Raw genomic sequence first — 17,952 nt, 5'->3', positions numbered from 1 at the left:
TTATGACGTATACAACCGACCAATTTACAGAAATGAGTCAGCTGCTTGGGGAAGTAAGATCAGAAATCGGACGTTTTATTGTAGGGCAGGAAAGCGCAGTTGAGTTTTCCATGTATGCTATTTTGGCGGACGGCCATGCGCTGCTTGAAGGGCTTCCCGGGCTTGGCAAAACCATGTTGATTCGAACTATTTCAGATGTGCTCGATTTGTCGTTTTCAAGAATTCAGTTTACGCCTGATTTGATGCCATCGGATATTACTGGCACAAGTTTGATCGAGCGGGATGCAGAAGGGCGACAGCAGTTTACATTCCGGGAGGGACCAATTTTTCATCAAATGGTGCTGGCTGATGAAATCAACCGGGCAACTCCTAAAACCCAAAGTGCATTACTGGAAGCAATGGGAGAAAAAACGGTGACCATCTTGGGAGACACTAAAGTGATGGCACGGCCATTTTTTGTACTGGCTACCCAAAACCCGATCGAAATGGAAGGAACTTATCCGCTGCCGGAAGCGCAAATGGATCGCTTTCTATGCAAAATCCTGGTTTCCTATCCAAGCCGCAATGAGCTTGCCGAAATCAGTCGCCGAACAACCGGAGCTGATACGGTAAGCCTTGATAAAAAGATGAACACCCAAAGCTTGATTAGGGCACAGCAGATGGTTAAAGAAGTGTTGATGGCAGAAGACATTTTGATGGTGGCAGTCGACATTATTCAAAATACCCATCCGGAGCATTCAGAGCACGACTCCATTCAGCAGTATGTGCAGTATGGCAGTGGACCGCGTGGTCTGCAGAGTTTGATCCGTCTGGCAAAAGCGCGAGCATTGATGGAAGGCCGCTACCATGTTTCTATCGGCGACTTGAAATATGTTGCCAAGCCTGTATTGCGGCATCGCCTCCTATTGAATTACGAAGCTGAGGCAATCGGCAAACAAGCGGATGAATTGATAGATTTGGTACTCAGCACAGCTGGAAAAGGCGTTTTAAAATGACTTTATTGAACTTACCGGCTGATTGGGGTTCACGCCTCAGCCGCTACGCCATTGGAACCAAAGCGAAAATCAGGGGGCATCACAAAGGCTCTCATCGGTCGATGCGTTTTGGCAGCTCTTTGGATTTCTCGGATTTTCGCGAATATCATCCCGGAGATGATGTTCGCCACATCGACTGGAACGTTTATGCCCGAACCGAACGTGTTTATATTAAGCGCTTTTTGGATGAACAGGAGATGCGTGTTCATCTCCTAATCGACAGTTCAAAATCGATGGACAGCAAATGGCTGTTTGCCAAACAGCTGACCTTTTCCCTGGGGCTGATGGTGTTAGGAAGTGACGATCGCCTGACGGTCTCATCTGGACAAAAAGAAATTGTGCCTTTTCGCAAAAAAGGGAAGTCTGCGAAAAAACTGTTTGAGCATTTTCTAGCTTCGATGCCGGACCCGAAAAATCTTTCCTTTGCCAAGCAGGCAAGCTTCTATGCAGCAAAAGATTCCACGGTGCTTTTCATCGTTTCTGATGGATTGGAACCGCTCGAAGACTGGCACGTTTTTTTCAAACAGGCACCTGCATATGCACATGACCTCCGGTTTATCCACATCAGTACGGAAGAAGAACGCGACCCCTCTTATAGGGGAGACCTCCGTTTTATAGACGACGAAACACAGCAAGTATTGAATGTGACGGTTACAGAAGAGGCGCTGCGCGCATATCAGCAACAAAGCGATCTTCATGCCAAAGGGCTGGAATCGCTTTGCCGAACTTACGGCATAGCTTATTTGCCAGTGCATGCAGAAGATGGAATCGAGCAAGTGCTATTTCATCAGATGATGCGAAAAAATTGGATCGAGTGAGGTGAAGCGGCATGGGTGCATCAAATTGGGGAATGATCTGGACAGCAGTGATGCCGCTGGCTGTGATCCTCTATTATTTCTTTAGAAAAAAATACAGGGACCAACACGTATCCTCGACGCTTTTTTGGCAAGAACGGATGAAGGAGCTGCAAGCTTCCCCGTATTTGAAAAAACTGCAGCATCATTTATTGTTTTATTTGCAATTGTCAGCGCTTCTGCTTTGCGTACTTGCATTGCTTGGACCGTTTAGTGAGTCGGAAACACTGGCAGGCAATGATTTTATTTTTGTCGTGGATACTTCAGCGACGATGCTGGCCGGTTCGCCTTCTCATTTTGAAAAGCACCAGCAGGAGATGAAAAGTTTGGCTGCACAAGCGGGCGGCAAACCGGTAACGATCGTCACAACCGGCACCAGTCCAGAAGTGGTCCTCCGCAATGAGCAGGAACTGGAAGCGATTGAACAAGCAGTGGATCAAATAACGGTAAGCTATGAAGAGGCTGAAATGGAACAAGCCGTTTTATTTGCCGATACCTTGGCCATCACTGATTCAACAGTTATCCACATTTTTACCGATAGCTTAGACCGTGAACTGTTGGCCAGTAAAACCGGACAAAGCTATCAAGTTCATGGCGTTTCTGATACACTCCGCAATGTTTCCATCCAACAGTTTGGTCTTTCCGAAGCGGAAGACGGTGTCCGTGGTATTGTTCAGCTAGTCAATGGCAGCAATGAAGCATTGCCCGCTACAGTCCGGCTGTCCGCTGGTGATATCGAAAAAACCATGGAAGTGGAGCTGGCAGCGGCTGAAGTACGATTGGTTCCTTTCGAAGATTTGCCAACTGAAAAAAGCTGGCAGGCGACTGTTGACGTGCAGGACGATTATGCAGCTGATAACACAATGGCTGCTTACTTAACGCCTCCGGGAGATGCGGTCGTCATTGATTCGGCATTGCATGAATTGATTGCCAGCGGCTTTCGTTCGCTTGACCTGGATGTTAACTTGTCTGAGGCTGCCCAATTGCAGCCAGATTCAGGATTGCCGATTGTGACCAATCAAAGCGAGTTATTGAAAGAAGAGGCACCCATCTTGTTAATCGGCCGCAATGATGAAACGGCAGTTGAAGTTTCAGGACAAATTGAAACGCAGGAACACCCGTTATTTGCGTATGCCGAACTGGAAGAAGTATTCGTTTCCCAACTGTATCCGCCTTTTAATGGCTATGAAACCATCGCATCGATTGATGGACAGCCTTTTATTCAATTGTCTCCAAAAGGCGATATCGTAGTATTGGCAGATGTTCAGTCGACAGATTGGCCACTTTCCCCGTCGTTTCCGTTATTCCTTTGGAGTGCCATGAACAGCTTATCCGGGGATGAGGAATTTCTTGGGTTTTTCCAGCCAAACGAACACCGCTCCGTGTCTCTGGCTTCCGACACCGGAGAGTGGGAAATCTTTAAAGATGGCGCATACAGCCATTCTTATATTGAAGGCAGTGGTCCACTTATTGCGCCTACCGAACCTGGAGTTTATGAGGTGATCGGAGATGCAGAGACGATGGCCTTAATTGTTCAACTTGCCAGCGAAGAGAAAACTTTGGCTGTGGGCTCAACATACACGATGGGCGCAGCAGAAACAGCTCAAGACACGGTCCGCTTTTCATTTGTGCCGTTTATTATCGCATTGATCCTGCTGCTGGTTATTGCGGAATGGGAGGTGTACCGCCGTGGAATTGCGACTCGATGAACCGCTTTGGCTCTTATTGCTTGTCCCGGCACTCTTCTATTTTGGCTGGTTTGGAATAAAAAATTTCAAAGCCAACTCCAAAATGGCGAAAACGGTTTATGTCCTCCGGATAGCGACTGTCGTTTTGTTGATTTTTGCGTTGGCAGTTCCTTCCCTGTTTCGCTCGGTGAAAGAGGAGCAGGTTATTTTTCTGCTTGATCGATCTGCTTCTCTGGAGGGAATGGAGACAGAGATGGCAGCTGCCGTAGAAACGGCGTTGTCAGCAAAAAAAGATCATCAATCGGTTGGGGTTTATACGTTTGCTGAGGATTTTTTGAGTCTTGTGCCCATAACAACAAACCCTGCGACTTTGCCTGCCGAACTGGCTGTAAGCCAAGAAGGGCACACCAATATTGCGCGTGCGCTGGAACTTGCTTCAAACAGCGGCGATACGGATCTGGCGACGCGTCTGGTCATCTTAACCGATGGCAATGAAACGCAGTCTTCGGCTCTGGAAAGTTTAAACCGCTTGGAATCTGATCGGCTGCAGGTAGATGTTTGGCCGGTCGAACAAACAGCGCAAAGCGATGTAGCCATCAGCCGTTTTGAAACCCCTTCGCGGGCATTTCTGGGGGAAGCGCAATCTTTTAATGTCACGGTCGATGCAGATGCAGCAGCTCAAGCGAGGTTGATTTTTTCTGTAAATGACCGTGATTTGGATGCACTAGATATCGAATTGGCAGAGGGGCAAAACGTCTTTACTTATTCATATCCGGCAAATTCAGAAGGCCTCTTAAAATACGAAGTACGTTTGGAAACAGCGCAAGATGCATTTTTAGAAAATAATTCACTGGCCAGCCTCACCGAAGTATCTGGAAATCCGGATATCTTGGTGGTCAGCGGAGAAGAGGGCAGTCCGATACCCGCTTTATTAGACACAAACAACTTGCGCGTGACTGAGCTGGCTTCCGATCAATTGCCGACCAGCTTGTCTGCTATTCTTCGTTATGATTCCATTATTTTCGATAATGTTTCAGGTACATCGGTTGGTGAGCAGCAGATGAACATCATCGAACAAGCTGTTCAGCAATTTGGGGTTGGATTTATGATGGTCGGCGGTGAACAAAGCTTCGGCCTTGGCGGCTATTTCAAAACGCCTATTGAGCGCTTGCTGCCGGTTGAAATGGAAGTGAAAGGCAAGCACGAATTGCCTTCACTTGGGTTGATGATTGTGATGGATCGTTCCGGAAGCATGATGGGCATGAAAATGGAATTGGCGAAAGAAGCGGCAGCCCGTTCGGTTGAACTGCTTCGGCCGGACGATACATTGGGGGTCATCGCTTTTGACGATCAGCCGTGGGAAATTTTGCCGACAGCCAAAGTGACCGATCCGCAAGAAGCGGTGGATAAAATTTTGGGCATTACCCCCGGCGGCGGGACTGAAATTTATCGCTCGTTGCAGCAGGCTTATATGGAATTGGAAAACTTGGAGTTGCAGCGAAAGCACATTATCCTGCTGACGGATGGCCAATCGGCAACTTCCAATGATTATGATGCGTTGATCGAAAGCGGAAAAGACAACAACATTACGTTATCCACGGTCTCAATCGGACAGGATGCGGACCGGAATTTGCTAGAGCAATTAGCGAACAGCGGAAGCGGCCGTTTTTACGATGTGACCGATGCCACAACGATTCCGGCTATCTTGTCGCGGGAAACCATCATGATGTCTCGCACATTCATTGTGGATGAACCTTTTTATCCAGTTGTTTATGACAGCCAGTGGAATGAGTTGTTTGGAGACGGTGTTCCTCAGTTAAACGCGTACATTGCAACGACAGCAAAAAGCACAGCAGCCGTTGCGTTGGAAAGCGAAGAAGGCGATCCGGTGCTTGCCAGCTGGAATTATGGTCTGGGCAAAACAGTCGCTTATACATCCGGAAGCGGTGCATGGAGCGGAGATTTCCAGAACTGGGACAGGTGGCCGGATTTTTGGAATCGCAGCGTTGCCGAGTTGCTGCCGGCGTTCGAAGAAATTCCCTACTCAGTGACCCGAAAAGAACAAGGAGTTTACACGGTTGAAGATCCTACACAAAGTTCAGCCATTCTGAACGTGACTGCAGTCGACGAGCAAGGCAATGAGCTTCCGCTGCAAACAGAGCCGGTAGCACCAGGCAAAGTGGATGTTAAAGTGGATGCCGATCCGGGATTGGTCTTTTTCAGTATCACGAATGAAAGCGGAGCCGCCTATAAAACGGGTCTGACGATCCCTTATGGCGACGAATACCGAACGGCAGACACAAACATGCCTTTATTGACAACGCTGGCTGAACGGACAGGTGGACAGGTATTGACCACCATGGAAGACGCCTTCCGTGATATGTCCTATACCAGTGGTACGATTCGCCCAGTTCAGCTGTTTCTGTTGTTGGCCGCTATGGTGTTGTTTTTCATTGATATCACGCTTCGGCGCTTTGGGTTGCCAAAGCCACTGACAAAAAGAAAAGCCGCAAGGGAAGAGGCTTCTTCTCCTGCGGCAATCGATCAATTAATAAAAGCGAAAAAGAGAAACTGACTCTTTTTCGCTTTTTATTTTTAGCTCCGGCTCGTGGCCAAAAGCTGCTGTTTTCGCATTGACCAGGTATTTGCGATAAAGAAACAAACGATCAAAATGGCAGTTCCTAAAATATAAGGATAGCTCATGTTGATATCAAACAAAACGCCGGCGAGTGCGGGGCCAATCATGTTGCCAAGGCTCATATAGGCATTGTTCATACCTGCTGCAAAACCTTGTTCATCTCCTGCCAATTTGGAAATCAAGGTATTGATGGCCGGACGGAGCAGGGAAGCGGCAGTGAAGAATACAGCTGAAACCAGTAAAATCGCCCAGAACGAACTGACAAACAAAATGCCAATCATTGCAGCTGCCGATACCAGCAAATTGACCAGAATGACTTTCATCTCGCCAAAGCGTTTAAAGAGCTTGTCAATGACAAAGGTTTGGACAACTACCCCAACAAAACCGCCAACAGTGATGAGAATGGCAATTTCCTTTGGTGTAAATCCGAATTTCTTGTCTGCGTATAAGGCAATGGTCGACTGAAAGTTGGCTAAACCAAAAGCGAAAATAAACATCACCAGCAGCATAACAAAATAGGGGGTATAAGTGGAACGCTTCATCTGCTGAAGCAAGTTCTCGGATTTCGTATCGGCGGCCTTAATTGATGGAGCTACATTCGGCAGCACAGCAAAGGATATAAAGGCTGCGATCAGAGCTACGGCAGTGGCAATATAGAAAGGAAACTCTATGCTGACTTCTGCTAAAAATCCACCGATTCCAGGACCTATCATAAAGCCAAGAGACATTGAAGCGCCGAGCAAGCCCATGCCTCTTCCTCGCTCTTCATAAGTTGTGATATCCGCTACAAATGCCATCATTGGTGGGATTAAAAATGCTGCACCCAAACCACTGAAGAAGCGGGCAAGGTAGAGAATCCATAAATGAGAGGCTAGTCCGAATGCCAGCTGGGATAAACCAAAAACAATCAAGCCAAAGATGATCAAGTTTTTTCGGCCATATTTATCGGAAAGCTGTCCGGACAATGGAGAAAACAGAAATTGTGCTAAGGCAAAAGTGGCAATTAAAGTACCAAGAGCTTGACCGGCCACACCGAATGTATCGAGATAGGCAGGCATAATCGGGATAATCAGCCCGATCCCGCTCATAGCAATGAACATGTTGAACATCAGCACATAAAGTGCAAATTTATTGGATCTTACGGCCATGGAGAGACCTTCTTTCGTTGTTATTTCGACTCACTAAATTTTAGACTTTAGAATCTACATACTATACCCCAAATACACAAAAAAAAACAGGCAAAAGTTCTGCCTGTTAATTTTCCATATCCATTTTAAATTCCAAGAATAATTCATTGTACGTACCGAGCATTTCAAGACCTAGATTTTCGTACACTTCCAGACGTTCCCGGAGTTCTTCTGGTGGATAAAACCGCTCATCTCCCGTAACCTCAGGATCCATTAAAGCGATGGCCTGTTCGTTCGGTGTAGAGTAACCGACATAATCAGCGTTTTGTGCCGCGACTTCAGGGTCCAGCATAAAATTGATAAACGCATGTGCGCCTTCGACGTTGTCAGCTGTTGATGGAATGATCATGTTATCAAACCACAAATTTGAGCCTTCTTCTGGAACAGAATAATCGATGTCTTCGTTAATCCACATCATATCAGCCGCTTGTCCAGACCAAGTAACGGCGACAGCCGCTTCTTCGCGGCGCATCATTTCGACAATTTCATCCCCAATAATCGCTTTCACATTTGGCCCCATCGTTTTTAATTTGTCGGTAGCTTCACGCAGCTCATCCAAATCGGTTGAATTTAAGGAATAGCCTAAGCTGTTTAATCCCATGCCGATGACTTCGCGTGCACTATCGACCAAGATGACCTCCTGTTGGAGCGTTGGGTCCCATAAATCGTTCCAGCTCTCAAACGTTTGGCCTTCGAGCAAAGTGGGATTAAACGCGATGCCGACAGTTCCCCAAAAATAAGGAACGGAGTACTCATTGCCTGGATCAAACGGAAGGTCAAGAAAATACGGATCGATATTTTGCAAGTTTGGAATCAATTCGTGGTTGATCGGCTGCAGCAAATCATTATCTTTCATTTTTTCGATCGCATATTCAGAAGGCATAGCCACATCGTAAGTGGTGCCGCCTTGTTCGATTTTGGTCATCATCGATTCATTCGAATCAAAGGTTTCATAAACGACGGAAATATTGGTTTCTTCTTCAAACTGGTCAATCAGTTCAGGATCGATGTACTCGCCCCAATTGTAAACAGAAATGGTGCCGCCATCAGCTGTCGCTGAACTTCTTTCTAAGACATTGACGGTATACATAAGAATGGCCGATACAATAACAATAGCGATAGCGGCTCTGGTGATTTCCTTCATACGTTAGCACCTCCTGTTCCAGGCGGTTGTCCAGCCTTTTGAGTAAAGAAATAATAGCCCAGGACCAAGCCGAGCGTGACGACAAATATTAATGCGGAAAGAGCATTGATCGTCAAGGTAATTCCAGCGCGTGCCATGGAATAAATTTCAATTGACAGCGTCGAGAACCCGTTTCCTGTGACGAAAAAAGTGACGGCAAAATCGTCAAGTGAATAAGTCAAAGCAAGGAAAAATCCAGCAAAGATGCCCGGCTTGATATATGGAATGATGACGCGCGTTAAGATATCCCGTTTGGATGCCCCAAGGTCTGTAGCCGCATCAATGAGTGAACTGCTCATTTCCTGCAGTTTTGGCAAGACCATGATTACCACAATTGGAATGCTGAAAGCGATGTGGGAAATCAGAACGGAAGCAAAGCCAAGCTGGACGCCAATCATGGTGAACAGAATCAGGAAGGATGCTCCGATAATGACATCCGGACTGACAATCAAAATGGTGTTTAAGGACAACACGGCATTGCGTGTTTTGCGGTTCCGCAAAAATACGATGCCGATCGCGCCTAATACGCCAATCGCTGTTGAAATGAGAGAAGACAGTAAAGCCACTATCACGGTGTTCATCAAAATGATTAAGAGGCGGGTATCGTTAAAGACGGCACCGTAATGTTCCAGTGTAAATCCTTCAAAACTCGACATGGTGCCGCCGCTGTTAAAGGAATAAAAGATCAAATAGAAAATAGGGGCATAAAGAATGGCAAAGACGAGTGCCAAGTAAATTTTCGCCGGCTTACTTAGTTTTGCCATTGTGTGCACCTCCTTTTTCTTTTTGGCCAGTCAGCATCATGATGATGATCATAAACAAGATCAGGAACACAGCAATGGTCGATCCCATGCCCCAGTTTTGAGTGACCAGGAATTGCTGCTCGATGGCGGTACCGAGCGTGATGACTTTGTTGCCGGCAATCAGACGGGTGATGACGAATAGCGACAAGGCAGGGATGAATACGGCTTGCACGCCGGACTTGACGCCGTTGATTGCCAAGGGGAAAATCACCCGTCTGAACGTAGTGAACGATGAAGCACCCAAGTCGCGCGACGCATCGATCAATGCGGGATTGATTTTATCCAGTGAATTGAAAATCGGCAACACCATAAACGGAATGAAAATATAAACTGAAACAAAGATAAAACTGAAATCAGTAAACAAAATTTGCCAAGGTCCTGCACCAAAGCTTTGAAGCAGGTTGTTGGCTGGGCCGTACAAGCCGAAAATCCCAATAAAAGCATAAGCTTTCAGCAGCAAGTTGATCCAAGACGGAATGATAATCAGCAAAAGCCAAAGCTGTTTGTGCTTGGTTTTGGTTAGCCAATATGCTGTCGGATAAGCAATGACAATCGTAATTAAGGTAATCAGAAAAGCATACCAGAAAGAACTTAAAGTCATTCGCAAATAAACGGAAGAAAAGAAGTTCTGGTAGTTTTCCAGCGTAAATGCTCCACCTAAATCTAAAAACGAAAAATAGAAGATGAGCGCAATCGGTGCAATAACAAACAAGGCAATCCATAAATAGTAGGGAACAAGGTATAGCGGACGCGACGGGTTATCTTTCATTGGCTGCTGCTCCGTAGGACTCCAGTCGCGCATCGAATGCTTCTTCTGATTCGTTCAAGCGCATAACATGGATCGCTTCAGGCGAAAAGTCCAAGCCAATTTGAGAACCGACTTCTACTTTTTTCGTAGAATGGACGAGCCATTCGTTGCCTACTTCATCAATTGTGGAAATTTCAAAATGGACGCCGCGAAACAATTGCGTATCAACGGTAACGGCCATTTTCCCTGTACCGTTCGGTGTGATTTCCAAATCTTCCGGGCGAATGACGATTTCCACCTGCTCATGTGGAGTTAATCCAGCATCTACACATTCAAAATCTTTATTGGCAAAACGCACTTGGTAATCGGCAATCATTTCTCCACTGACGATATTCGATTCACCGATAAAATCTGCAACAAAGCGGTTGATGGGTTCGTCGTAAATGTCCATGGGAGTTCCGCTTTGCTGGATTTGTCCGGCATTCATGACGAAAATTTCATCCGACATAGCGAGTGCTTCTTCTTGGTCATGTGTCACAAAAACAAAGGTTTTGCCTAAACGCTGCTGCAGTTCGCGCAATTCGTATTGCATCTCTGTCCGCAATTTCAGATCCAACGCAGAAAGCGGCTCATCAAGCAAAATAACTTCCGGGTCGTTGACAATGGCGCGTGCAATGGCGACGCGCTGGCGCTGGCCGCCTGACATTTCGGCAATTTCGCGTTGTTCATAGCCTTGCAGATTGACGAAAGCCAATGCTTCTTGCACCCGTCGCTCGACTTCAGGACCTTTAACTTTCTTGATGCGCAGCCCAAACGCAATGTTTTCAAAGACGTTTAAATGTGGAAATAACGCATAATCTTGGAACACTGTATTGACCTGGCGCTGATTGGCCGGAACAGTGTTCATTTTTTTATCTTCTATATAAATATCTCCACTGGTAGGTGTTGCAAATCCGGCAATCAACCGCAGGATGGTGGTTTTTCCGCAGCCTGAGGGGCCGAGCAATGTATAAAATTTTCCTTTTTCAAGTTCAAAGCTGACATTGTTCAAGACATTGCCGGCACCTTCATATGTCTGTGTGACATTTTCAAAGCGAATAATGGGTGTTTCAGTCATAAGATCCCTCCTAGATTATAAATAAGATTGTGTTGTAACAATGATCACTTCAGAAATGCCATCAAATGCATTGGTCAACTGGTGATGATCAGACGCTTCGTAGTAAATTGAATCACCGGCAGAGGCCGTGTATTGATGATCACCGATGTAGAGGAGGACTTTGCCCTCCAATACATAAATAAAGGTTTCAGCTGAAGACGGTTCAAACTTTTTGAATTCCCCTTGAACCTGCAACGTTAAGTAAACAGGCTCCATTTCTTTCTCGTTGGATGTGGGAATCAGCCATTCGACTTCATAACCGGCTTCTTCATCAATATGTGCGGTGTGGTCACCTGTAGAATATACGACTTTGATGTCGTGCTCATCCGAAAAAAACTCTTTTGGGGTCGTGCCTAATACTTCCAACAAGGTGAAAAAGGTTTCGATGGAGGGAGAGTTCGTATCCCGCTCCAGTTGTGAAATAAATCCTTTGCTTAAGTCTGTTCGTTTTCCCAGTTCTTCTTGAGTCAACCCATTCTTTAATCGAAGGCGCTTAATTTTGTTTCCGATTTCCATCAGAATTCTCCTCGATTCCTAATAAATGAATACATGCCGAAAGTTTAGTTAAAATATACTTTTAGTTTACTAATAGCATATATTCATTATACGAAACGATTTAAATATTTCAAGTCGGAATTTATTTTCAATAAGGGATTGTTATCTATTGCAATTTACCGGTGATTTTTACTATCATAGAGAAAGTGTGAAATTAATAATGGTATCTAGCTTTTAACAAGCTAATCGAACCTTTGACATGAACCATGAAAAATAAACCGAATTGATACGAATTGAAAAACCTAAGCTTCTTGAAATGGATACCAATGATTTTATACCATCGGCCCGTGAACACACCGGCGCTGAGAGATTCCGATTTTAACAGCTCGACCAAACTCTAGGAGTGATTAATGTGAACGGCAAAATGAACTTCTTTCTTGATCCGAAAAACCGGGTTATCCAAAAACCATCAATTATGAATTACAAACAAGACCAGCAAGGACTGTACCTCATAGCCGACAAGCGCTTTATTAACTGGATGGATGTCCATACGTATTGCCATACGTGTTTGGCAGCTTTGACTTTTGATGATGAATTTGATGCAAGTTATTGTGCCAGCTGCAATGAATGGCGCGAAGAACCGTGTACCGATATTAGTTGCGAGTATTGTGAAAACCGGCCGAAGCGCCCACTAGATCCCCGCCGATAAGCGGGGTTTTTTTCTGTCCGAATAAAGGCATTTGAAGACTTTTAGTCCTGGCTATCTATGTTAAGATGGAGCTACATGAATGATTTGGAGGATGGATATGAAAAAGGAATTTGTAGTCATTGGATTAGGCCGCTTTGGCGGCAGCATTGTAAGGGAATTGATTGAACAAGATGCTGACGTTATGGCAATTGACAAAGATTCAGAACGGGTGGATGAGTTTTCTGCTATTGCAACCCAAGCAGTTGTGGCAGACACGACAGACGAAACCGTATTAAAATCGCTGGGCATTCAAAATTTTGACCATGTCATTGTGGCGATTGGCGAAAATATTCAAGCCAGTATTTTAACAACCCTCATGCTAAAAGAAATTGGTGTAAAAAAAATTACCGTGAAGGCACAAAATGACTATCACGCGAAAGTGTTGGATAAAATTGGTGCAGATAAGGTGGTCCATCCAGAGCGTGACATGGGCATACGAATTGCTCACAACATTCTCTCCAACAACGTACTGGACTATTTGGAGCTGTCGGATGAACATTCCATCATGGAAATCAAAGCCAATCAAAAACTGGCAGGCTATACTTTGATTGGACTGGATATTCGGGCACGCTATGGCATAAACATCGTCGCTATAAAAAGGGGAGGGGACATTATTGTTTCCCCGCAGGCCGATATGGAAATTGAACAGGAAGATATTCTGATCATCATTGGTTCTGACGCAGATATCAATCGCTTTGAGAAGAAAATGATGAACTGATTCAGAACAGTGGATGTTAGCAGCAACACAAAAGAGCCGTCACGGATTGCATATCCGCAGCGGCTCTTTTTGTGTTGTACTCGTATAGTTAAAGATCCTGTGAAGGTAGATTGCAGCACAAAAAAAGTGCACGGGGTGTCAACAACCCGTGCACTATTAGAGACGAAATAGTTTTTAAATTAAACTTCCATAATTACCGGCAAAATCATTGGACGACGCTTTGTTTTTTCGTACAAATACGGTCCAAGAACGTCAGAAATGTCATTTTTCAGCTCTGCCCATTCGGTGTTTTTGCCGTGTATTTTTTTATTGAGGTGGCGATTCAGCATTTGCTGTGCCTCGTAGATCATTGTGCCGGATTCCCGCATGTAGACAAACCCACGAGAGATAATATCAGGACCGGAAACCATTTTGTTCTTTTGCATATCGACACTGACAACTACAATAACCAGACCTTCTTCGGAAAGGACACGTCGGTCACGCAGAACAATGTTGCCGATATCGCCGATTCCGCTGCCATCGATGTAAACATCACCAGAAGGAACGCGACCGGCAACAGATGCTTCGTCCTGCCCGAGAGCAAGAACCTCACCATTTTCCATGATAAATGTGTTTTCTAGTGGAACGTCACATTCAACTGCTAATCCCGCATGCGTTTTTAACATGCGGTATTCACCGTGTATGGGCATGAAATATTTTGGTTTGATCAAACGGAGCATCAGTTTGTTTTCAGGCTCTGAACCATGGCCGGACGTATGGATGTTGTTAAGCGATCCGTGAATGACGTCTGCTCCGGCACGGAACAGCAAATTGATCGTACGGTTAACGCTGCTCGTATTGCCCGGTATCGGAGAAGACGAGAAAACAACCGTATCGTTTGGCTGAATTTGGATTTGTCGGTGAGTACCATTGGCGATTCTGGAAAGAGCGGCCATTGGTTCACCTTGTGAGCCGGTACAAAGAATTAAGACTTCGTTTGCGGGCAAGCGATTTAATGTTTGTGTATCAACGAATGCATCTTCCGGCGCGTTGATGTAACCAAGTTCACGGCCGATTGTCATGGCATTGTCCATGCTGCGTCCAAAGACGGCAATTTTGCGTCCTTGCGCAACCGCTTCATCCGTAACTTGCTGCAATCGATAAATATTTGAAGCAAAAGTTGCAAAAATCAAGCGGCCATCAATTTTTCTCATAATGTCTTTGATGGATTCGCCGACTTTGCGTTCGGACATGGTGAAATCAGGAACTTCAGCATTGGTGCTGTCAGACAGCAAACACAATACGCCTTCACTGCCAATTTGAGCCATTTTTAATAAATTGGCAGGTTCGCCTACTGGGGTGAAGTCAAACTTGAAATCGCCCGTATGAACAATATTGCCAGGTGGAGTTTTTACTACAACCCCAAAAGCATCAGGAATACTGTGAGTTGTGCTAAAAAAGCTAACGGCTGTTTTACGGAACTTGATGACATCGTCTTCTACAATTTCAGTCATTTTCGTTTGGCGAAGCAAACCGTGTTCTTCCAATTTTTTGCGCAATAGGCCAAGAGCCAATTTGCCGCCATATACCGGGATATTAATTTTCTTCAGCAAATAGGGAATGCCGCCGATGTGATCTTCGTGGCCATGTGTAATGAAAAGGCCTTTAATTTTGTCGACATTTTTTACTAAGTAGGTGTAATCCGGAATAACATAATCGATTCCGAGCAAATCGTCTTCCGGGAATTTGATGCCGGCATCAATCAGGATAATTTCGTCCTGAAATTGTACACCGTACGTATTTTTGCCGATTTCACCCAGTCCGCCTAAGGCGAAAACAGCTGTTTGGTCGTTCTTAACAAATTTCATTATTATTCGAGGCTCTCAACTTCGTAATATTGGCCCGCTTGTTCATACTCGAGGTGATTGCCTTCCAGTAATTGAACAAGTTCAATATTGTAGTTGCGGTCTTTTAAATGGTGTCGGACTTCACGCTCGGATGCTGCCTCTACATAAAGGCTTTGGGTATTTTCACGAACTGGTACTTGAAAACGGTTTTCTTGGTAATATACTTTAAAAATCATTGTTTGCTCTCCTTTTTCCACGCTCAAATAAATGCACTTCCTTTATATTATCATGACATTAGACTAAAATAAAGAATAGCCCTCCTTATTTATAAAGAAGGGCGAAAACGTTTATGCAATTTTCTTTTTGTTCAAGATGCCATTGAGCTGTCTGAGAAGTTTTCTTTTCAAACGTTTCAGCATGGCTAACCACTCCTTATTGGAATTATACTGTTTTTTCTGATAATTGTAAAGAAGTCAAGCCTTGATTTAAAGACCTTAATTTAAAAGATGGGGGACTAAAAAATGCCTAAATTACTATTGTTAGATATTGATGGAACATTATTGGATTCACACAAAAAAATACCGGCCTCTGCAAAAAAAGCGTTGGAACAGGCACGAACGAATGGCCACGATTTAGCAATTGCTACCGGACGCGGTCCGTTCATGATCACAAAGTTACTAGAAGAACTTGATATCGACACGTACATTACATTCAATGGCCAATATATTGCCCATAAAGGACAAGCCATTCATAAAGAAGCAATTGATTCGACTATGCTGACGAATATTTTTGAGTATGCAGAACAGCGCGACCACCCAATTGTGTTCATGAATGAAAAGAAAATGGTATCTTCTATTGATTTTCATCCCGATATTCACGAAAGCATTAAAACCTTGAAAATGCCTCATCCGGAAGTGGATAAGGAATTCTACTTGCACAATGAAATATACCAAGCGCTGGTATTTTGTGAAGAAGAAGACGAACAACAGTATCGGGATACCTTCAAAGAAGTCGATTTTGTCCGTTGGCACCGTGTGTCGTGCGACATTACGCCCAAAGGTGGAACAAAGGCAAGCGGCATCGAACATTTGATCCGTGCGACTGGCCATTCGATTGAAGATACCATTGCATTTGGAGACGGGCTGAACGACTTGCAGATGATGGATATTGCAGGTTACAGCGTAGCAATGGAAAATGGTCACGAAAAAACAAAAAAACGCGCCTCTTTCATCACCGACCACGTAGACAATGACGGCTTAGCAAAAGCATTCAAACATTTAAAATTGATTTAGTAAAGAAAAGCGAAGGCAGCCAGGTAGCTCTGCTGGGCATAAGACAGACCAGCGAAGTGGCGTTCTTTGCCACACAGCTGGGTTGGCTTATGACCCAAAGAGCTGGCTGCCGGAGTCTGGACACAAAGAAAAGCGGAAGCGCCCGTGTAGATTCGACGGGCATAAGACGCTCTGGCGAAGCAGGGGTCTTTGCCGCATAGAGCTACAAAAAGAGACTCGGCTTATTCAGCCGAGTCTCTTTCTATCGCGATCGCATTTTCAATTTCAGCAAATGGATTTTTTGAATCAATATGGTCAAAGAACATAACGCCGTTTAAATGATCGAGTTCGTGTTGGAATGCGATGGCAGGCAATCCCTTTAAACGCATTTTGATTTCTTCTCCATCTAAATTCAACGCTTTGATGGTTACCCGGGCATACCTTGGCACATAGCCTGGAATTGAGCGATCCACAGACAAACAACCTTCTCCAGCAGCTAAATATGCTTTTTCTACAGAATGGCTGATAATTTTTGGATTAACAGCAATCATGGTGAGATTTTCTCCAGAGCTTTCATCAAAATGGAGGGCGAAAATACGTTTCCCTTCATTTATTTGAGGGGCCGCAATGCCGACGCCGGGCCGCAAATCATATTTTTCAGCCAGCTCATCGTCTTGGCTGTTTATTACATATTCCAAAAGGTCTTCACCCAATTTACGATCTTCTTGAGATAGAGGGAATTTTACCTCTTCAGAACGTTTTCTGAGTGTAGGATGACCTTCACGTATAATGTCTTTCATTCGAATCAAGTGATTTCATCCTTTCAAAATGGCTTGCTATACTTTTAAGTATAACTCAACTCAGCAAAATTGAAAAAAGAAAATGCTGTTGGCTCAGTTGTATTTTATTCTTCTGCATACTATAGTTAATTCATGGGAATTGAGGGGTGAATCGGAATGAAAAAGGTTAAAATTATGGTCATGATCTCCAGCCTCCTGTTGTTGGCTGCGTGTTCAGGATCTGGAATTCGTGAAGATTTGGATCAAGTGCTAAATGACACGTTCGATGCCGAAGAAGGTTACCGATCAGTGCAGGGTGACTTGGAAGAGCGTGAAAAAACGGAGCAGCAGTTATTTGAAGAAATAATGGCATTGACACAAGAACAGCAGGACGAAGTAGCCGAACAGGCACAGGAAGCACTGGATTCAGCAGACGAACGGCTTGGCTTCTTGCAGACTGAAAAAGAGTCCATGCAGTTAGCCGAAGAGAATTTTGCTGAAATCGACAGCGTGATCGAATCAGCCGAAGAAGAATCTGTGGTAGCTGATTTAGAAGCGCTACAAGTGCAAATGCAAGAACGCTTTGCTTCACATGATGAATTTGCAGAAGCATACGAAGAGTTAATTGTTCATCAGAAGGAATTGTATGAGATGCTTATGGACGATGAAAGCACATTGCAAATGCTGCAAGAAAAGGCGACCGAAGTGAATGAGCAAAATGAGCAGGTGCAGATGGCTGTTACAGAGTTTAATGAATTAACCCAACAGGTAAATAACTTGAAGGACACTACATTGGAAAATTTAAGTGAAAGCACAGAATAAGC

General features: G+C 44.7%; 17 protein-coding genes. 8 read left to right on the top strand and 9 right to left on the bottom strand.

Annotation, left to right across the window (positions count from 1 at the left end; genetic code table 11):
- Positions 1 to 2 precede the first annotated feature (2 nt).
- The 4 genes from AC4EG4_RS03105 to AC4EG4_RS03090 are packed head-to-tail and all read left to right on the top strand — an operon-like array spanning position 3 to position 6,151.
- Positions 3 to 995, top strand: a complete 993-nt coding sequence (locus AC4EG4_RS03105) for an AAA family ATPase (protein ID WP_490986882.1) — start codon at positions 3 to 5, stop codon at positions 993 to 995.
- Positions 992 to 1,852, top strand: a complete 861-nt coding sequence (locus AC4EG4_RS03100; protein ID WP_490986881.1) for a DUF58 domain-containing protein — start codon at positions 992 to 994, stop codon at positions 1,850 to 1,852. Before AC4EG4_RS03105 ends, AC4EG4_RS03100 begins: the two co-directional genes overlap by 4 nt.
- Positions 1,853 to 1,863: 11 nt before the next feature.
- A complete protein-coding gene (locus AC4EG4_RS03095) occupies positions 1,864 to 3,597 on the top strand; it encodes a vWA domain-containing protein (RefSeq protein WP_490986880.1) in 1,734 nt (577 codons plus the stop codon).
- Positions 3,578 to 6,151: a VWA domain-containing protein gene (locus tag AC4EG4_RS03090; protein ID WP_490986879.1), complete on the top strand. Its 2,574-nt coding sequence runs from the start codon at positions 3,578 to 3,580 to the stop codon at positions 6,149 to 6,151. The genes AC4EG4_RS03095 and AC4EG4_RS03090 overlap by 20 nt, the downstream gene beginning before the upstream one ends.
- A 20-nt stretch (positions 6,152 to 6,171) precedes the next feature.
- Here the strand turns inward: AC4EG4_RS03090 and AC4EG4_RS03085 are convergent, their stop codons facing one another.
- From AC4EG4_RS03085 to AC4EG4_RS03060, 6 genes are all read right to left on the bottom strand, one after another.
- The gene (locus tag AC4EG4_RS03085) at positions 6,172 to 7,362 is read right to left on the bottom strand and encodes an MFS transporter (protein WP_490977776.1); all 1,191 of its coding nucleotides are present in this window, start codon (positions 7,360 to 7,362) and stop codon (positions 6,172 to 6,174) included.
- 106 nt (positions 7,363 to 7,468) lie between these two features.
- Complete coding sequence (locus AC4EG4_RS03080; protein ID WP_490977777.1) at positions 7,469 to 8,545, bottom strand: ABC transporter substrate-binding protein; 1,077 nt, start codon at positions 8,543 to 8,545, stop codon at positions 7,469 to 7,471.
- A complete protein-coding gene (locus tag AC4EG4_RS03075) occupies positions 8,542 to 9,348 on the bottom strand; it encodes an ABC transporter permease (protein ID WP_490977778.1) in 807 nt (268 codons plus the stop codon). The genes AC4EG4_RS03080 and AC4EG4_RS03075 overlap by 4 nt, the downstream gene beginning before the upstream one ends.
- Positions 9,332 to 10,156 (bottom strand): ABC transporter permease, encoded by an 825-nt coding sequence (locus AC4EG4_RS03070; protein ID WP_490977779.1) that lies wholly within the window; start codon positions 10,154 to 10,156, stop codon positions 9,332 to 9,334. Before AC4EG4_RS03070 ends, AC4EG4_RS03075 begins: the two co-directional genes overlap by 17 nt.
- Positions 10,146 to 11,252 (bottom strand): ABC transporter ATP-binding protein, encoded by a 1,107-nt coding sequence (locus AC4EG4_RS03065; RefSeq protein ID WP_490986878.1) that lies wholly within the window; start codon positions 11,250 to 11,252, stop codon positions 10,146 to 10,148. Before AC4EG4_RS03065 ends, AC4EG4_RS03070 begins: the two co-directional genes overlap by 11 nt.
- Before the next feature lie 15 nt (positions 11,253 to 11,267).
- Complete coding sequence (locus tag AC4EG4_RS03060) at positions 11,268 to 11,807, bottom strand: helix-turn-helix domain-containing protein (protein ID WP_490977781.1); 540 nt, start codon at positions 11,805 to 11,807, stop codon at positions 11,268 to 11,270.
- Positions 11,808 to 12,198: 391 nt separating this feature from the next.
- Here AC4EG4_RS03060 and AC4EG4_RS03055 point away from each other — a divergent pair, with 391 nt between their 5' ends.
- Both AC4EG4_RS03055 and AC4EG4_RS03050 read left to right on the top strand, forming a co-directional pair.
- Positions 12,199 to 12,495 (top strand): hypothetical protein, encoded by a 297-nt coding sequence (locus tag AC4EG4_RS03055; protein ID WP_490977782.1) that lies wholly within the window; start codon positions 12,199 to 12,201, stop codon positions 12,493 to 12,495.
- 97 nt (positions 12,496 to 12,592) lie between these two features.
- The gene (locus AC4EG4_RS03050; protein ID WP_490977783.1) at positions 12,593 to 13,252 is read left to right on the top strand and encodes a potassium channel family protein; all 660 of its coding nucleotides are present in this window, start codon (positions 12,593 to 12,595) and stop codon (positions 13,250 to 13,252) included.
- Positions 13,253 to 13,431: 179 nt separating this feature from the next.
- Here the strand turns inward: AC4EG4_RS03050 and rnjA are convergent, their stop codons facing one another.
- Both rnjA and AC4EG4_RS03040 read right to left on the bottom strand, forming a co-directional pair.
- Positions 13,432 to 15,099, bottom strand: coding sequence for a ribonuclease J1 (rnjA, locus tag AC4EG4_RS03045; protein ID WP_490977784.1), 1,668 nt, complete (start codon positions 15,097 to 15,099; stop codon positions 13,432 to 13,434).
- A gap of 2 nt (positions 15,100 to 15,101) precedes the next feature.
- Positions 15,102 to 15,314, bottom strand: a complete 213-nt coding sequence (locus tag AC4EG4_RS03040; RefSeq protein WP_490977785.1) for a DNA-dependent RNA polymerase subunit epsilon — start codon at positions 15,312 to 15,314, stop codon at positions 15,102 to 15,104.
- 285 nt (positions 15,315 to 15,599) lie between these two features.
- Between AC4EG4_RS03040 and AC4EG4_RS03035 the strand changes: the two genes are divergently transcribed.
- Positions 15,600 to 16,370, top strand: a complete 771-nt coding sequence (locus tag AC4EG4_RS03035) for a Cof-type HAD-IIB family hydrolase (protein WP_490986877.1) — start codon at positions 15,600 to 15,602, stop codon at positions 16,368 to 16,370.
- Positions 16,371 to 16,591: 221 nt separating this feature from the next.
- On the opposite strand, the gene def is transcribed toward AC4EG4_RS03035, so the two are convergent.
- Positions 16,592 to 17,158, bottom strand: coding sequence for a peptide deformylase (gene def / locus AC4EG4_RS03030; RefSeq protein WP_490977788.1), 567 nt, complete (start codon positions 17,156 to 17,158; stop codon positions 16,592 to 16,594).
- A 147-nt stretch (positions 17,159 to 17,305) separates the two neighbouring features.
- On the opposite strand from def, the gene AC4EG4_RS03025 reads away from it, so the two are divergent.
- A complete protein-coding gene (locus AC4EG4_RS03025) occupies positions 17,306 to 17,950 on the top strand; it encodes a YkyA family protein (RefSeq protein ID WP_490977789.1) in 645 nt (214 codons plus the stop codon).
- The last annotated feature ends 2 nt before the right edge of the window (positions 17,951 to 17,952 follow it).

It is taken from the genome of Planococcus sp. TJ-201 (assembly GCF_058268495.1).
Note: the sequence above shows the minus strand (reverse complement) of the source record. Positions and strands in the feature narration are given on the sequence as shown.

Excerpts from the sequence above, each read along its gene's own strand:
- AC4EG4_RS03060 (WP_490977781.1), bottom strand. The coding sequence starts at position 11,807 with ATGGAAATCGGAAACAAAATTAAGCGCCTTCGATTAAAGAATGGGTTG.
- AC4EG4_RS03035 (WP_490986877.1), top strand. The coding sequence starts at position 15,600 with ATGCCTAAATTACTATTGTTAGATATTGATGGAACATTATTGGATTCA.
- rnjA (WP_490977784.1), bottom strand. The coding sequence starts at position 15,099 with ATGAAATTTGTTAAGAACGACCAAACAGCTGTTTTCGCCTTAGGCGGA.
- AC4EG4_RS03050 (WP_490977783.1), top strand. The coding sequence starts at position 12,593 with ATGAAAAAGGAATTTGTAGTCATTGGATTAGGCCGCTTTGGCGGCAGC.
- AC4EG4_RS03100 (WP_490986881.1), top strand. The coding sequence starts at position 992 with ATGACTTTATTGAACTTACCGGCTGATTGGGGTTCACGCCTCAGCCGC.
- AC4EG4_RS03065 (WP_490986878.1), bottom strand. The coding sequence starts at position 11,252 with ATGACTGAAACACCCATTATTCGCTTTGAAAATGTCACACAGACATAT.
- AC4EG4_RS03040 (WP_490977785.1), bottom strand. The coding sequence starts at position 15,314 with ATGATTTTTAAAGTATATTACCAAGAAAACCGTTTTCAAGTACCAGTT.
- AC4EG4_RS03075 (WP_490977778.1), bottom strand. The coding sequence starts at position 9,348 with ATGGCAAAACTAAGTAAGCCGGCGAAAATTTACTTGGCACTCGTCTTT.
- AC4EG4_RS03095 (WP_490986880.1), top strand. The coding sequence starts at position 1,864 with ATGGGTGCATCAAATTGGGGAATGATCTGGACAGCAGTGATGCCGCTG.
- AC4EG4_RS03025 (WP_490977789.1), top strand. The coding sequence starts at position 17,306 with ATGAAAAAGGTTAAAATTATGGTCATGATCTCCAGCCTCCTGTTGTTG.
- AC4EG4_RS03080 (WP_490977777.1), bottom strand. The coding sequence starts at position 8,545 with ATGAAGGAAATCACCAGAGCCGCTATCGCTATTGTTATTGTATCGGCC.
- AC4EG4_RS03085 (WP_490977776.1), bottom strand. The coding sequence starts at position 7,362 with ATGGCCGTAAGATCCAATAAATTTGCACTTTATGTGCTGATGTTCAAC.
- AC4EG4_RS03070 (WP_490977779.1), bottom strand. The coding sequence starts at position 10,156 with ATGAAAGATAACCCGTCGCGTCCGCTATACCTTGTTCCCTACTATTTA.
- AC4EG4_RS03105 (WP_490986882.1), top strand. The coding sequence starts at position 3 with ATGACGTATACAACCGACCAATTTACAGAAATGAGTCAGCTGCTTGGG.